General features: G+C 39.8%; 11 protein-coding genes. 8 read left to right on the top strand and 3 right to left on the bottom strand.

Going from position 1 to position 14,847, the window contains the following annotated elements:
- Positions 1-8 precede the first annotated feature (8 nt).
- Together lipA and GKD17_RS23530 are read left to right on the top strand one after the other, a co-directional pair.
- Positions 9-863 (top strand): lipoyl synthase, encoded by an 855-nt coding sequence (lipA, locus tag GKD17_RS03630; protein WP_007836117.1) that lies wholly within the window; start codon positions 9-11, stop codon positions 861-863.
- Between the two features lie 57 nt (positions 864-920).
- The gene (locus GKD17_RS23530; RefSeq protein ID WP_007836118.1) at positions 921-1,910 is read left to right on the top strand and encodes a hypothetical protein; all 990 of its coding nucleotides are present in this window, start codon (positions 921-923) and stop codon (positions 1,908-1,910) included.
- Positions 1,911-1,925: 15 nt separating this feature from the next.
- Here the strand turns inward: GKD17_RS23530 and GKD17_RS03620 are convergent, their stop codons facing one another.
- Genes GKD17_RS03620 through GKD17_RS03610 form a run of 3 tightly spaced genes read right to left on the bottom strand, consistent with a single transcriptional unit; the run spans position 1,926 to position 4,520 of the window.
- A complete protein-coding gene (locus GKD17_RS03620) occupies positions 1,926-2,630 on the bottom strand; it encodes an SAM-dependent methyltransferase (RefSeq protein WP_008656313.1) in 705 nt (234 codons plus the stop codon).
- A gap of 23 nt (positions 2,631-2,653) precedes the next feature.
- Positions 2,654-3,655, bottom strand: a complete 1,002-nt coding sequence (locus GKD17_RS03615; RefSeq protein WP_007836120.1) for a gliding motility protein GldB-related protein — start codon at positions 3,653-3,655, stop codon at positions 2,654-2,656.
- Positions 3,656-3,662: 7 nt separating this feature from the next.
- On the bottom strand, positions 3,663-4,520 hold the full coding sequence (locus GKD17_RS03610; RefSeq protein WP_005845903.1) for an enoyl-ACP reductase FabI: 858 nt from the start codon (positions 4,518-4,520) through the stop codon (positions 3,663-3,665).
- Positions 4,521-4,896: 376 nt separating this feature from the next.
- Here GKD17_RS03610 and GKD17_RS03605 point away from each other — a divergent pair, with 376 nt between their 5' ends.
- The 6 genes from GKD17_RS03605 (at position 4,897) to GKD17_RS03580 (ending at position 14,832) form a co-directional block, all read left to right on the top strand.
- Positions 4,897-6,516, top strand: coding sequence for a glycoside hydrolase family 28 protein (locus GKD17_RS03605; RefSeq protein WP_007836126.1), 1,620 nt, complete (start codon positions 4,897-4,899; stop codon positions 6,514-6,516).
- A 138-nt stretch (positions 6,517-6,654) separates the two neighbouring features.
- The gene (locus tag GKD17_RS03600; protein WP_007836128.1) at positions 6,655-7,869 is read left to right on the top strand and encodes a DUF4861 domain-containing protein; all 1,215 of its coding nucleotides are present in this window, start codon (positions 6,655-6,657) and stop codon (positions 7,867-7,869) included.
- Positions 7,870-7,882: 13 nt separating this feature from the next.
- Positions 7,883-9,547, top strand: coding sequence for a glycoside hydrolase family 43 protein (locus GKD17_RS03595; RefSeq protein WP_007836130.1), 1,665 nt, complete (start codon positions 7,883-7,885; stop codon positions 9,545-9,547).
- Between the two features lie 100 nt (positions 9,548-9,647).
- On the top strand, positions 9,648-10,232 hold the full coding sequence (locus GKD17_RS03590; protein WP_007836132.1) for an RNA polymerase sigma factor: 585 nt from the start codon (positions 9,648-9,650) through the stop codon (positions 10,230-10,232).
- A 66-nt stretch (positions 10,233-10,298) separates the two neighbouring features.
- Complete coding sequence (locus GKD17_RS03585; protein WP_007836134.1) at positions 10,299-11,459, top strand: FecR family protein; 1,161 nt, start codon at positions 10,299-10,301, stop codon at positions 11,457-11,459.
- 55 nt (positions 11,460-11,514) lie between these two features.
- On the top strand, positions 11,515-14,832 hold the full coding sequence (locus GKD17_RS03580; RefSeq protein WP_007836137.1) for a SusC/RagA family TonB-linked outer membrane protein: 3,318 nt from the start codon (positions 11,515-11,517) through the stop codon (positions 14,830-14,832).
- Positions 14,833-14,847 lie beyond the last annotated feature (15 nt).

The raw sequence follows: 14,847 nt of genomic DNA, 5'->3' as shown, positions 1-14,847 counted from the left end.
ATATCATCATGAATCATGTTAAAAAACCAGACTGGCTTAAAATAAACATAGGGGCAAACGCTCGATATACCGAGACCAAACATATTGTAGATTCTCATAAACTACATACCATTTGTAGTAGCGGACGATGTCCCAATATGGGAGAATGCTGGGGAAAAGGTACTGCCACTTTTATGATAGGTGGCGAAATTTGTACCCGTTCCTGCAAATTTTGCAACACACAGACCGGACGACCTCTTCCGTTAGACCCTGAAGAACCGACCCATGTAGCAGAGTCCATTCAACTCATGAAATTATCCCATGCCGTTATTACTTCTGTAGACCGTGATGATCTAAATGATTTGGGTGCTGCCCATTGGGCTAAAACGATTTCAGAAATCAAACGATTGAATCCGGAAACCACGTCCGAAGTTTTAATTCCTGATTTTCAAGGAAGAAGCGAACTGATTCAGCTAGTCATTGACGCCAAACCAGACATCATTTCACACAATATGGAAACCGTACGCCGCATCAGTCCCTTGGTACGAAGTGCAGCCAACTATGCAACCAGTTTAAAGGTCATCAAACAAATAGCCAATAATGGTATTACAGCTAAATCCGGTATTATGGTAGGTTTGGGAGAACGGCCGGAAGAAGTGGAAGAAGTCATGGACGATTTATTGGCACAAGGTTGCAAAATACTTACTATTGGCCAATATCTACAACCCACCCACCGCCATTATCCGGTAGCGGAATATATTACCCCCGATCAATTCAAACAGTATAGAACAATTGGATTAAAGAAAGGATTCCGAGAAGTGGAAAGCGCACCTTTGGTACGTTCCTCCTATCATGCAGAAAAACATATAAAATTTAAAGGGTAACGAGTAAACCAACTTTATATCTTTTTTGTTATAAAGATATAAATAGAGATAGAGAGAATGAAATCGTTACTGGAATACAAGAATTTAATCATGTCTACAGGGTTAATTCCAACCATCGTATGTATGATTTTCTGCATTTTCTTTCAAGATGCAGCTGTTTTGTATGTCTGTAGTTTGGCTAGCATTATTTATATCCTATACAGACTTGTCAAACCTCCTGTTTATCAGCCAAACCTAGTATTACTACATGGAACTTTGGCATTAATCATTGCATCCATCATAAAAGGTATAAGCGGAGATATGCTTATTCCGGACCGAACAGTTCCCATTACGTTAGAAATACTGATACTCTGTTTTTCACTACTCTACCTCATGGTCCCCAATTTTTATGCAAAACTATTCTCCTACTTTCATTATAAGATATCTATTCTGAACTGTTGGGCCACACAGGTTATAGCTGTTTTATCCGGCATTCACTTGTTTGCTTCCTGTATAATTTATTTATTTTTCAGTCCACTTTCTTATAATACCCTTTACGCTATGACCCACATCATCCCTCCTTTGATATATGTCATTTGCATTATTGTCAATCATGCTTTTGTGAAAACAATCAGTTTAACTTATAAAAAAATGCCTTTCTTACGTATCGCCCCTATTTGCAATGGAAAGATTTATGTTGCCCCCCGCAGTTATCAAGGTGAAGAACCCGGCAAGCTGGACATACCTATGGAAGACTACATTTATGCCTGCAAGACAGATACGGATAAATATGCCAAAGAAGTAGAAAATAAATATAGCAACCATATTACCGGACAACCGGAGCCACGCTTCAGTCTGAAACATTTGGTAAAAGAAACCAATGGAGTAAAAAAAACCATCATGCTATATATTCTTCCTTTAAATGACGAAGAACAGATACATTTTACTGGAGGGAAATTTGTTACTCCCGAAGAAATAGAAATGAATTCTGCCCAATATAGTTCTTTTCTAAAAGAAGAAGTAGATCATCTGAACATAGTGGCACAAATGTGGGAGGAATTTAAATGAATATCTGTTATCGCACTACTTATAAATCAAGAATATGCAGGGAATCTTCGATAAGTCCGGCAATTTCCCCTGCCACTCCTTTATTGTCTTAGTCTTGATATATTCTCCTTCACACGTAATATTGGCAGCAATACAAAGTTTGGTTTGCGGACGGCAATTCTTAAGAATATCTTCCACCATCTTATTATTACGATAAGGAGTTTCAATAAAAAGCTGCGTCTGATCTTCTGCATAAACACGCTGCTCCAATACCTTAATACGTTTTGCACGCTCACCAGACTCAATAGGCAAATAACCATGAAAAGCAAAACTTTGTCCATTAAAACCCGACCCCATAACAGACATAATAATAGAGGAAGGTCCTACCAAAGGCACCACTTTAAGATTCTTACGCTGAGCAATAGCAACCACATCCGCTCCAGGATCGGCAACAGCCGGACAACCGGCTTCAGAAATAACTCCCATGGACTGTCCGGCTAACAAAGGTTTCAGATAACCGGAAATATCTTCAGGAGAAGTATGTTTGTTCAATGGATAAAAAGTCAATGCATCTATGTCAATCCCACGATCTACCTTTTTCAAAAAGCGACGTGCCGAGCGTACATCTTCTACAATAAAATGTTTGATGCCGAGAATGACCTCTTTATTATACACAGGTAACACATTTTCCACAGGAGTTTCGCCCAATGTGACAGGCAATAGATACAAAGCAACTTCCATCATACTACTAATCAGTCAAAATATCAAGGTTTGAAATCTGTTTCAGCTAACATCTGATGATAATCTGTTTTAGCCAACAAATCCTTTATTGTCATATCAGGATGCTTTTTCATATATTCATCAATCAGCAAAATCCCCATCCATACTCCAATGCTTGCAGGAGTTTTCTCACCCATAATAGAAATAAAGGGATCCTTGCGTATATAAGTACGTACAACAAGAGGATCGGTAGCATATAAATGACCATTTTCAACCATTGTCTTCCACAGACTTATTTTGTTCTTCCTGCACCACTCAGCCTCATCCTCACTATATCCCATCTCTTTCTCAAAAGATTCATACCCTAAAATATGAGCCACTATCCAATTTATCTTTCCACGATGCATAATCATATCTAATAAAGTACGACCAGGCTGCCATGGCAAAGGATACTGACTCAGCAAATAAAAGGTAAAACAATCCGGAACAATACGATCAGGCTCCATACTGCGACATTGATAGTCATAATAGAAGCGTTTATATAAAGGATAATCCGCCCCCATATACTTATCAATACTAAAGCCCAAAATACTATCCCCAACTACAACCGACTGATTCAGCGCAGCTATTTGAGCATAAAAATGAGGTACAAACAATGCAGGAACCTCTTTCTTCAAACGTTTGAAACCTTTAGTCAGTTTTTCCTCAACCCAACTAAGATCCTTAAATTTCTCTTCGGCATCGTGCATCAAAGTCAATAAGGTAGAATCCGAATAATATTCCAACATCCGGTCGTTAATCTTCATGTCATCCACCTCACCTATCGCCAATACATCTTCTATCAACAGCTTGGTAACCTGAGGATAGTCCGTATTCATTTTTTGCAGTGCCGAGAAACTATTCATCGTAACATACTCATACTGCAAACGATCATAACGGGCAACTCTTACATCCACATCAGCAGTATTGCCACTCTTCCCATCCCATTGACAGGAGGAAAGAGCAACAAGACATCCCACTAATATGAATATAATTTTGCGTATCATCTATTTCTTATCCGTAAATGATATTTCCGTTTTCGTCTTTATATTCGTCCAAACCTTTTTCATAAGTTGCCATGGCACGCAAACTCATACCTACACTGGAGAAGCCTCCATCGTGATATAAATTCTGCATAGTCACTTTGCGAGTCAGGTCAGAGAACATTACAATACAGTAATCTGCACATTCGTCTGCCGAAGCATTGCCTAATGGTGACATACGGTTAGCAAAATCAAACAGTTTATCCATACCTTTCACACCTGAGCCGGCAGTAGTCATAGTCGGCGACTGAGATATGGTATTCACACGCACATGATGTTCACGACCATAAATGTAACCAAAACTGCGCGCGATAGATTCAAGCAATGCTTTTGCATCCGCCATATCATTATATCCATAGAATGTACGTTGCGCAGCAACATAACTCAATGCCAGAATTGAACCATACTCTGCAATAGCATCCAGCTTTTTAGCAGCTTGAATCATTTTGTGGAACGAAACGGCAGATATATCCAAAGTCTTGCTCAACATATCATAATCGAGGTCATCATAAGTACGTTTCTTACGAACGTTAGGAGACATACCGATAGAATGAAGAACGAAATCTATTTTTCCACCTAATATTTCCATCGAACGTTTGAAAACATTCTCCAAATCTTCAACGCTAGTTGCATCTGCTGGAATTACCTCACAATTCAGTTTCTCAGCTAAAGCAGAAACTTCTCCCATGCGGACAGCTACCGGAGTATTGGACAATGTAATGGACGCACCTTCTTCTACAGCCTTTTCAGCAACTTTCCATGCGATAGACTGTTCGTTCAATGCACCAAAAATAATACCTCTTTTTCCTTTCAACAAATTGTAACTCATACCTTCTTTATTGTTAAATTAGTTTGCAAAGATACAAACAAATAAATTAATCATAGCTTTTTTTGCACACAAATGAAGAAATAATGCAATTATAAAACTAATTTTTACCATTTAAGGTTTCAGCTAAATGAGAATTTAACAAAAAATCCACTTATTCTATCAAATAGTGCACATAAAGGACAATTCTTTCAGTTATATTTGCCATCGAATTAAGAGGTTTTTTCATAATATTTATTTAAGGTTAGAATTAGGTTAACATGAAACATTATTGCTACTCCCGTAAATAGCCCGTGAGGGTCTTTTACGGGAGAGTGATAAGACTTCTTAAAGCAACAATCAACTAGATAATTATTAATCTTAAACATATATAATACCAATGACTACTTTAATAAAGAAGATTCTATTACTTCCTGCCACATGTTTAATCCCCCTTTTGACCGGATGTAATAATTGTCCGTCTACGACTATTGTAGAAGATATCATAGATCCCGCCATCTATACAAGTCTCCCTTTCAAGATGGATAAAGTTGAACAACCTACTTTCCCAGACTATTCGGTAAACATCATAGATTTCGGTGCCAAACCAGACGGTATTACTTTAAACACAAAGGCTATTAATGATGCAATCCAACAGGTTAATGCCAAAGGCGGTGGTAAAGTCATTATCCCTGAAGGCTTGTGGTTGACCGGTCCCATCGAACTATTAAGCAATGTGAATCTATATACAGAAAAGAATTCATTAGTATTATTCAGTGCAGACCATTCACTATATCCCATTATAAACACGTCTTTTGAAGGTTTGGAAACCCGTCGTTGCCAGTCTCCTATTTCAGCACGTAATGCTGAAAATATAGCGATTACAGGTCACGGAGTATTTGATGGTAATGGAGACACATGGCGTCCGACCAAGAAAGATAAACTGACTGAAGGTCAATGGAAAAAATTGATCGCCTCTGGTGGTGTAGTAGATGCCGACGGAAGAATCTGGTATCCCAGTGAAGGTGCATTGAAAGGTGCTATCCTATCAAAAGACAACTTCAATGTACCTCGTGGAGAACTTACCGATTCTGACTGGGACTACATGCGCGATTGGTTACGTCCTGTATTGCTAAGTTTCATCAAATGTAATAAGGTATTGCTGGAAGGAGCGACATTCAAAAATTCACCTAGTTGGTGCTTACATCCGCTATCATGTGAAAATATTACAATTAATAAAGTTACAGTTTCTAATCCTTGGTACTCACAAAACGGAGATGCTCTTGATTTGGAATCATGTAATAAAGCATTGATTATCAACAACTCATTTGATGCAGGAGATGATGGTATCTGTATAAAGTCAGGAAAGGACGAACAAGGGCGCAAACGCGGTGAACCTTGTCAAAATGTCATCGTTATGAACAACACCGTATTACATGGACATGGAGGTTTTGTTGTAGGTAGTGAGATGTCAGGAGGCGTAAACAACATATATGTAGACAATTGTACTTTCATGGGTACAGATGTTGGCTTACGCTTTAAAAGTAATCGTGGGCGTGGCGGATTGGTAGAGAATATCTACATCAGCAATATCAACATGATTAATATTCCGAACGAAGCATTAATATTCAATTTATACTATGGTGGAAAAGGTCGTGGTGAAGACCCTAATCAGGATGAAAAGAAAGCAGAAACTACCATCCCTCCTGTAACAGAAGAAACTCCGATATTCCGTAATATCTTTATCAAAGATGTAACCTGTAACGGAGCAGGCAGGGCTGTGTTCTTCAATGGCTTGCCTGAGATGAGAATCAAGAATATCAATATGGAGAATATCATCGTATCTAATGCTAAAGAAGGTGTAGTATTAAGCGAAGCCGACGAAGTTAATATGAAAAATATCAAAATAGAGTTATTAAAAAGTGGAAAGAACTTGAAGATGCAAAATGTTTCCAATGTAATGATAGACGGAAAGAATCATGCTGAAATCGGGGCACAAGGAGAAGAACTCAACTTCTAATTCTTACACCCATTAGTGCATTTCTCCACTTAATTTATAAAAATAGTAAAGCACGGATTGCACGGATAAACACGGTTTTCATACTAACACTGTGTAATCCGTATGATCCGTGCTTAAAATAATAAACTATACATCATTATGAAAAAGCGCTCAATTATTGTCCTCACATTATTAGCAGGATGCTTTACCAACTCTTTTGCACAAAAAGGCGAAAAGACACTGACCGTAGAAGTCAGTAATGAATGGACTCAAAATAAGACCGATGAACCGGTAGTGATAGATTTAAATAACCTGAAAGCAGGTTTCAACATCAAATCCGCCACTGTATGGGAAGGTAATAAAGAAATTCCGTCCCAACTAGACGATCTGAACGGTGACGCACGTGCTGACGAACTGGCTTTCCTTATCGATATGCCAGCCAAAAGCAATAAAAGTTTCCGTGTAATTCTCTCTTCAGAAAAAAGTGAAAAAAACTATCCGGCACGTACTTATGCCCAAATGAAAGCTTACGGACATAACAACAAATTCGCCAATATTACGGGATTTTCAGCGGCAGGAACCGAGAATGTATATAGTTTTGTTTACCATCACGGACCGGCTATAGAGAGTGAATTAGTTGCCTATCGTATCTATTTCAACGAAAAACAGACGGTAGATCCATATAGCAAAGTAAATAAAAGACTGGAAATAAAAGAGACTTGTTTCTACCCTACCAAAGCGCAACGTGCCAACGGCTACGGAGATGATGCGCTACGTGTTTACAATAGTGGTGGTGTAGGTGCATTAAAAGGTTGGAATGGTACTGAAGCGACCCACATAAAACCAGTAGTAAACCGCACGGAACGTGTACTAGCCTCCGGACCTGTACGTGCCATCGTCGAAGCAGAAGTCATCGGTTGGGAATATCAAGGAAACGATTTGAACATGATCAATCGATATACCATCTATGGCGGTCATCGAGACATGAAGGTAGATGTCCTGTTTGACCGTCCGCTTAAACAGGAAGTCTTTGCAGCAGGTGTACAGATTCTGAAAGAAGGAGGTCACATGAGCGACCATAAAGGACTGACTGGAAGCTGGGGAACCGACTGGCCTGTCACAGACACCATAGGCTATGTGAAGGAAACAACAGGTATGGGAACTTTCATTCCTAAATATATCGGTAAAGAAGTACAAGACGGATCAAACTACTTATATACCTTACAAGCACCGGGGCAACAGCATTTCCACTATTACGTTACTTTCACCTCAAAAAAAGAAAGTTTCGGATTTAAAGATATGAAAGACTGGTTCAATTATCTTCCCCAATGGAGAAAAGAATTGGAACATCCTTGCAAAATTACGATTAAATAAAAAATCTAAAACCATGAAACGACTAATCACTCTCTGTCTGCTAGGAAGCTGTTTTTTATCTGCTCCCGCACAGAATTATGTATCCCAAGCCTGGGTGGCCGATCAAGGCAATGGAACCTACAAAAATCCAGTCCTGTATGCGGATTACTCCGATCCGGACATTTGCCGTGTAGGAAACGATTATTATTTGACCTCATCCAGTTTCAACTGTCTGCCCGGTTTACAAATATTACACTCCAAAGACCTTGTCAACTGGACTATCATAGGTGCGGCTGTACCCTACGCACTGCCCCCTGTTACCGATGTCCGTCCTGAACATGGCAACCGTGTATGGGCACCCAGTATCCGTCACCATAACGGTGAATTCTATATATTCTGGGGTGACCCGGACCAAGGAGTATTCATGGTGAAAGCCAAAGATCCGAAAGGTCCCTGGAGCGAGCCAGTTTTGGTGAAAGCTGGAAAGGGCATCATCGACACGACCCCATTATGGGATGATGACGGTCGTGTATATCTGGTTCACGCTTATGCAGGAAGCCGGGCCGGACTGAAAAGTGTAATTACAATTTGTGAGCTAAGTGCTGATGCAAGTAAAGCTATCACACAATCCCGTATCATTTTCGATGGTCATGAAGCACATCAAACTTGTGAAGGGCCCAAATTCTATAAACGTAATGGATACTATTACATCTTCCATCCGGCAGGCGGCGTTCCTACAGGATGGCAAGTCGTACTTCGCTCAAAAAACGTATACGGTCCATACGAATGGAAAACAGTATTAGCGCAAGGCAACTCTCCCGTCAACGGACCTCATCAAGGCGGTTGGGTAGACACCCCTACAGGAGAAGACTGGTTCATGCACTTCCAAGACGTAGGAGCTTACGGACGCTTAGTCCACCTGCAACCTATGAAATGGGTTGATGACTGGCCCGTTATAGGTGTTGATAAAGACGGCGATGGTTGTGGTGAACCTGTTCTGACTTATAAAAAGCCTAATGTAGGTAAGAACTATCCTATTTGTACCCCGCAAGAAAGTGACGAGTTTGATGGTTATACATTGTCTCCTCAATGGCAATGGCAGGCTAACATCAATGAAAAATGGGCTTATTTCAACGGAGGAGAAGGATTTGTACGTCTATACTCCTACCCAGTTCCCGAAGATTATAAAAGTTTATGGAATGTTTCTAATCTGATGCTACAAAAAACCCCGGCTCCCAATTTTACTGCCACCACCAAGCTTACTTTCAAGCCGACAGAAAAATATAAAGGTGAACGTACGGGACTGGTTGTAATGGGAATGGATTATGCCGGATTAGTTGTTGAAAACACAGACAACGGACTTGTCCTGTCACAAGTGGAGTGCCTGAAAGCCGATCGGGGGGCTACTGAAAAAGTAAATGCTTCCGTTCCCTTAAAAGGCGGCACAATCTATCTTCGCGCTAAATTTTCTGCAAAAGGAGACAAGATTAAAGCCAGTGAAGGCGGTCACGACTTATTAGTGAAATGTAACCTCAGTTACAGTACGGACGGCAAGAAATTCCAGCCATTAGGAGAAACTTTCCAAGTAAAAGAAGGTAAATGGATAGGAGCCAAGGTAGGTATCTTCTGTACGCGCCCCGCTATTGTAACCAATGACGGAGGATGGACAGACGCTGACTGGTTCAGAATTGAAAAATAAAGAAAATATTCATAATACATTGTACTTTTTGCATTTTTAATCGGTGAAAGTCGTATATCGTGTCGGTTAAATTCCTAATTTTGTGCCGCAAAAGGCATCCATGAACAATAATGCAAGAAAATACAATAGATATAATGAAGTAGACGAAAGGATACTAGCTCTCTTTGCTGAAAACAAAGAAAAGGCCTTTCGTCTACTGTATGATACTTATTATCTCCCTTTATGCCTCTACTCTGTACAATTCACAGGCTCTACGGAAACTTCAGAAGATATTGTACAGAATCTATTTGTCAGTTTTTGGGACAAAAACTCACATACCACCATTTCCTCCAATCTGCACGCATGGTTGTTCAATGCCGTCCGTTTCTCTTCACTGACAAAAGTGCAGCGAGAACGTTACTTTTCTTTAGACGAAATGGAAGAAGAATCTTATTCTCCTATCGATGACTTTTATGATGAGGAAGAACTATTGCAAAAAAGAAACCAGCTACTGACTGAATTAAAAAAATTGCCAGAACAAGAGTACAATGTTCTAGTCAAAATTGTTCTGGAAGATAAAAAGTACAAAGAAGTAGCTGAAGAGCTCCATATTTCCGTAAATACAGTAAAAACCCATCTATCACGCGCACTAAAAATGTTGCGTCGTTTCAATATGATAGAAATTCTAATCTTATTTAATTTATAAATTTATTCAGATTTTTGTCACCCATTTTGCGTATTTGTGATACTTCTGTTAAACTGTACAACAATTATGCAAAAGAGTAAAACGGAAACACTAATTCAAAAATACCTGTCCCATCAGCTTAACGAGCAGGAATTGGAAGAATTAAAGCTATGGATTGAAGAAGACGCATCGCATAGAGAAATCTTTGTGAAGTTACTTTCACTCCACCATGTAAACAACCAACTTAACTTATTACATCAGTTTGATAAAGAAGCCTCATGGAAGTCTATTCAACACCGTTGTAACCGGTCCCATACTATTCATCGCCGTATCGCTATTTATTCCTCGGCCGCTGCAATAGCAATACTAATAGGAATTACCTCCATTTTATATTTCAATGGCCAGAAGCCAGTACCTGCCATTGCCCAAAACGAACAGCCACAACAATCCCCTCTTCCCAAAAACACAGAAACTCCTAAAGCCACCTGGGTACAAGCAAACCATTCTGTAGTTCCCCTCTATGAAAACCAACGGGAAATCAATGGAAGTCATATCAACAATGGAGAAATCATATTTCCTCAAGAAAGTGATTCCCCCCACAAACCCAAACTGGATACTGAATTATTACAGAATAAAATTATAGTGCCAAAAGGTTCGGAGTACGCAATAGTATTAGCTGATGGCACAAAAGTAAAAATGAATGCGGACTCTCATATTGATTTTCCGGTTCAATTCGGAGATACCCGAGAAGTCACTTTGGAAGGAGAGGCCATGTTTGAGGTAACACACGATGAAGCCCGCCCTTTCATAATAAAAACACACGACCATGCTATTTATGTATTAGGAACAACTTTCAATATCTCGGCTTATCCCGATGAAGAATTATCAGTAACCTTAATTGAAGGAAAATTAAAGGTAAATGCTCCATCAGGTGAATATTATCTACTACCAGGCGAACATTACTCTTCTGCACAATCAAAAGTTTCCAAAGTAGATACTGAATTCTATATTTCATGGACTGAGGGTGCTATGGAGTTTGACGCAATGCCATTTCCTTTGCTGATAGCCCGTCTGTCCCGATGCTATAATGTAGATATTCAAATAGCATCCAAGGAATTAGAAACCATGAAATTCACCGGAGTTATTTTCCGTAACAAGCCTTTGGACTTTGCACTAGACATCATTCATCGTGTATCCGATGTCAAGTTTGAGAAAAAGGGAGAAACCATATTAGTAAAAAAACAATAATCAAGCCCTGTATAACAGGAACATTCTAAATTATTAAATAAGTTATTTGAGTTTTATGAAAAGAAACGAGCTTTGGAAGCGTTTAGTAGCTAAACCTCCAAAAATGAGGTTTTTAGTAATGCTAATGTGCATATTCTGCACATTCAACGCTGTGTTTGCAAATGTATCAGCTGACAAGACAGTCACTATCAAAAGTGAAAACATCAGTGTGAAAGAGGCCCTTAACATGGTCAAAAAGCAAACCGGCATTAATATCATGTACGAAGATGCAACTTTAAACAATGTACCTTTGAAACTAACATTAAACAAAGAACCTCTGGAGCAAGCACTTTCAGTGATTTGTAGCCAGGCAGGTATGCGTTATGAGTTGGTAGAAAACAATTATGTGTTAATATTACCGATTGACAGAAATGCCAAACGCAGAACGATTACCGGAGTTATCAAAGATGATACGGGTGAACCGGTCATTGGAGCTTCTATTGTCATCCAAGGTACAACTTTCGGTACTGTAGCCAATATGGATGGGCAGTTCATGTTGTCTTATCCCGAAAATACTAAAAACGACGAACTGATGATCAGCTTTATCGGTATGCAGACGGTTAAGGAGAAAATTGGTAACAGACATGTCTTCAATATAAAAATGGAAAGCGAAGTAACCAATCTGGATGAAGTGGTCGTAGTAGGTTATGGTACTTCTTCTGTAAAAGATTTGACCGGTTCTGTGGCTTCAGTAGGGTTAAAACAATTAAGTCAATTAAATACTCCTAATGTAACTTCCATGCTTCAAAACTTGGCCGCTGGTGTACAGGTATCACAAAATACCGGTGTACCGGGCGAAACAGTCCGCGTGCGTGTGCGTGGTGCTACCTCATTGACCGGTTCCAATGAACCCTTGTATGTGATCGATGGAGTTCCTGTAGAAGATCCCAGTATGCTGGATGCAATTTCGCCCAATGACATTCAGTCTATGGACGTACTGAAAGATGCTTCTGCGGCTGCTATCTATGGTTCTCGTGCTGCAAATGGTGTAGTTATCGTTACCACCAAAAAAGGAGTAGAAGGTTCCAAACCCACCGTCAACTTCAATTATAATGTAACCACTGATGTCCAGATCAAGAATTTCCGTATTTTATATGGTGACGAATGGCGCGAAACAGTACGCCGCTTCGCTAAAGAAACCTTGGTATATGATCCGTCCAACCAATATGCATTAGAAATTCTTGAGCCTAATTCCACTGCATTAGGTAGTGCTAATACCAACTGGTTTGACGAAGTGAAACAAACTGCCATCCGCCATAATGCCGACTTGACTGTAAGCGGAGGCAGTAAAGTATCCAAATACCTTATTTCATTATCAGTATTCGATCAGCAAGGTATGGTCAAAGGAGGTGACCTGAGCCGGTATAACGCACGTGTGTCTACAGAAATGAATGTGCTGCCTATCCTCCGTTTTGGTATTAATGCCAATATGAGCTATACAGACCAAGATAATGCAAACACTTCACTATTTAGTGCGCAAGGTTTCCGTCCTGACCTTCCTATATACAATGACAATGGTGAATTTGATTTATCAAGTGGCAGTGCCAATCCGGTAGCTAACACCTATAAGAAGAACCATAATAATATTTACCGTATCATGGGAACCGTATATGGAGAAGTTGATATCTGGAAAGGATTCCGTTTCCGTTCCAGCTTATCAGGTAATTTACAATTTACTGAAAACAATTCATTTAGTCCAAGTTTTCTAAGTACTAGAAATGAAGCTAGCGGATCTGAATATCATTATAAATATTCAAAAACCGTATTCGACAATACATTGAATTATAACTATGAGTTCAACAAGAACCATGTACTGGATGCCGTAGCCGGTGTCTCCTTTGAACGCGGCATCAGCCGTAGCACCACCATGAACGGCCAAACTTATCCGGATAATGACATCTACACCAATCTGGGAAGTGCTGCAAGCATCTCATCTTGGGGCAACGGATATAATGCAAGTGGTTTGTTCTCTTCATTTGCCCGTATCAATTATAAATTAATGGAGCGCTACCTGTTTACTTTTACAGGACGTTATGATGGTTCATCCATGTTTGGTTCGAACAACCGTTATGGTTTCTTCCCTTCGGGAGCCATTGCGTGGCGTATCTCTCAGGAAAACTTCATGAAAAACCTGACATTCATTAATGATTTGAAATTGCGTGCCAGTGTAGGTACTACCGGTACCCAAAACTTAACCAGCTTCTCTAATCGTGATTTATACGAAGCAACCAGCTATAACAATCTATCAGCCATTATACATAAACAAGTGGGTAACCGCGACATCCGTTGGGAAAAATCGACCCAATATGATTTAGGTCTTGATTTCGCATTGTTCGATTACCGACTGACCGGTTCTATCTCCGGCTATATCAAAGATACCAAAGACTTGATCTGGTCATTTGATTTCCCACCCAGCGCAACCGGCGGCTCCATGCAGATGAACCGTAACATCGGAGCACTGACCAACCGCGGTATTGAAATAAACCTGGTGGGCCGTGTATTATCTACTAAAGACTGGAGTTTGGATTTGACCTTGAATATGTCACATAACAAGAATAAAGTCACCAGACTGGTTGAAGAAGGTAAAGCACAATCAGCTATGGATGTAGTAGTTCAAGGCAGCTATGCCGACCAAGTATTGGCTGTAGGTTATCCAATGGGAGCTTTCCATGGTTATGAATATGCCGGTATCATACAAGACCAGGCCAGAATAGATGAATTGAACGCCTATGCTAAATCAAAGGGACAAAGTTATTACGATGGGAATTCCTTAAAACCAGGACATTTGGAAATCAAAGACCTGAACGGGGATGGAATCATCAACTACAATGACCGTGTTATTATCGGTAATCCTGATCCGGATTTGTTCGGCGGTTTGACTGCTAATTTATCTTATAAACAATTTAGTTTGTTCGCCAACTTCGGATATCAGATTGGTGGCTTGAAGATCTATAACAAGACATTGCAGAATCTACCCGGACAATTAACCGGTTTGATTGACTATGGATTGAATGACAGATGGTCTGACACCAACAAAGATGCCAAATACCCGGCCTTGTATATAGGTGACGGTGTACCTAGACTCACCGATCATGAATTGTTTGATGCCTCCTTCTTCCGTTTGCAGGAAGTGCGTCTGACTTATAATTTACCTTTAAACAAAGTAATTAAAGGACAACTATTTATCTCGGCTACCAATTTGTTCACGATCACCTCTTATCCGGGAACAGACCCTGCTACCGTAAACAGTAACAGTAATTATGGCGGTAACTATGAAACCTCGGCTTATCCAGGTTTCCGCTCTTTCTCGGCAGGTTTAAAAATTAACTTATAATCATTTAAATGTATA

Origin of the sequence: Phocaeicola dorei, from assembly GCF_013009555.1 — a bacterium.
GTDB lineage: Bacteria > Bacteroidota > Bacteroidia > Bacteroidales > Bacteroidaceae > Phocaeicola > Phocaeicola dorei.
The sequence above is the reverse complement of the archived record's forward strand: the minus strand, read 5'-3'. Positions and strand labels throughout refer to the sequence as shown.

What these genes read in the sequence shown, in the direction of transcription:
- lipA (WP_007836117.1), top strand. Translation starts at nt 9, where the DNA reads ATGAATCATGTTAAAAAACCAGACTGGCTTAAAATAAACATAGGGGCA.
- GKD17_RS23530 (WP_007836118.1), top strand. Translation starts at nt 921, where the DNA reads ATGAAATCGTTACTGGAATACAAGAATTTAATCATGTCTACAGGGTTA.
- GKD17_RS03620 (WP_008656313.1), bottom strand. Translation starts at nt 2,630, where the DNA reads ATGGAAGTTGCTTTGTATCTATTGCCTGTCACATTGGGCGAAACTCCT.
- GKD17_RS03615 (WP_007836120.1), bottom strand. Translation starts at nt 3,655, where the DNA reads ATGATACGCAAAATTATATTCATATTAGTGGGATGTCTTGTTGCTCTT.
- GKD17_RS03610 (WP_005845903.1), bottom strand. Translation starts at nt 4,520, where the DNA reads ATGAGTTACAATTTGTTGAAAGGAAAAAGAGGTATTATTTTTGGTGCA.
- GKD17_RS03605 (WP_007836126.1), top strand. Translation starts at nt 4,897, where the DNA reads ATGACTACTTTAATAAAGAAGATTCTATTACTTCCTGCCACATGTTTA.
- GKD17_RS03600 (WP_007836128.1), top strand. Translation starts at nt 6,655, where the DNA reads ATGAAAAAGCGCTCAATTATTGTCCTCACATTATTAGCAGGATGCTTT.
- GKD17_RS03595 (WP_007836130.1), top strand. Translation starts at nt 7,883, where the DNA reads ATGAAACGACTAATCACTCTCTGTCTGCTAGGAAGCTGTTTTTTATCT.
- GKD17_RS03590 (WP_007836132.1), top strand. Translation starts at nt 9,648, where the DNA reads ATGAACAATAATGCAAGAAAATACAATAGATATAATGAAGTAGACGAA.
- GKD17_RS03585 (WP_007836134.1), top strand. Translation starts at nt 10,299, where the DNA reads ATGCAAAAGAGTAAAACGGAAACACTAATTCAAAAATACCTGTCCCAT.
- GKD17_RS03580 (WP_007836137.1), top strand. Translation starts at nt 11,515, where the DNA reads ATGAAAAGAAACGAGCTTTGGAAGCGTTTAGTAGCTAAACCTCCAAAA.